The organism is Syntrophomonas zehnderi OL-4, from assembly GCF_000983115.1.
In the GTDB taxonomy this organism is placed as follows: domain Bacteria; phylum Bacillota; class Syntrophomonadia; order Syntrophomonadales; family Syntrophomonadaceae; genus Syntrophomonas_B; species Syntrophomonas_B zehnderi.
Window position 1 is genome coordinate 91,751 of sequence record NZ_CGIH01000029.1, and the last position, 756, is coordinate 92,506.

3 protein-coding genes are annotated in these 756 nt (G+C 35.2%); 2 read left to right on the forward strand and 1 reads right to left on the reverse strand.

The window, feature by feature from the left end:
* A partial coding sequence (locus tag AAV90_RS09040) for a transposase (protein ID WP_479725401.1) occupies positions 1–167 on the reverse strand: 167 nt, incomplete at its 3' end.
* A gap of 68 nt (positions 168–235) precedes the next feature.
* On the opposite strand from AAV90_RS09040, the gene AAV90_RS09045 reads away from it, so the two are divergent.
* Both AAV90_RS09045 and AAV90_RS09050 read left to right on the forward strand, forming a co-directional pair.
* Positions 236–418 (forward strand): hypothetical protein, encoded by a 183-nt coding sequence (locus tag AAV90_RS09045; RefSeq protein WP_046498028.1) that lies wholly within the window; start codon positions 236–238, stop codon positions 416–418.
* Positions 419–589: 171 nt separating this feature from the next.
* The coding region (locus tag AAV90_RS09050; RefSeq protein ID WP_479725401.1) for a transposase at positions 590–756 on the forward strand (167 nt) is incomplete at its 3' end.

Sequence of the window (756 nt, forward strand, 5' to 3'; positions counted from 1 at the left end):
TCTTTTGCTGGTCTGCCAAAGTTTTTACAATATCTATCTGCTAATAAATCATTAACAAAGCTAAGATCTATGGCGGAATCTATTTGTTTTAGTATGTGATTATCCGGAATCATTTGGTATAATGCGGTATAGAAGCTGTTTTGTCTAAAGACGTTTTTAACTAACATAAAAAGCATACCTCCTTTAGTTAATTTTGTTTTCGCTAACCAAATTATACCACAGGAGGGTATGCTTTTTGTGCTTTAAATGGACTTTTTCAGTGATCTCGGACGGTTCTTTTGACACTATTTTTTTAAAATTGGATAAATTAAATCTGATAGAGAAGAACGCTTATGCCCACAGACACAAACGGATACTAAGTGAAAATGGAACCTATCACGTTATGATGCGGGGAAATGAAAAAAGAACTTGTTTCTAGTGCAGGAAGACAAGCTTTTTCGCCCTCTTTTGCACCGGGCATCCCCGTTTGTAGTGTCAGAAGAACCGTCCGAGACCACTGAAAAAGTCCATTTAAAGCACAAAAAGCATACCCTCCTGTGGTATAATTTGGTTAGCAAAATCAAAATTAACTAAAGGAGGTATGCTTTTTATGTTAGTTAAAAACGTCTTTAGACAAAACAGCTTCTATACCGCATTATACCAAATGATCCCGGATAATCACATACTAAAACAAATAGATTCCGCCATAGATCTTAGCTTTGTTAATGATTTATTAGCAGATAGATATTGTAAAAACTTTGGCAGACCAGCAAAAGA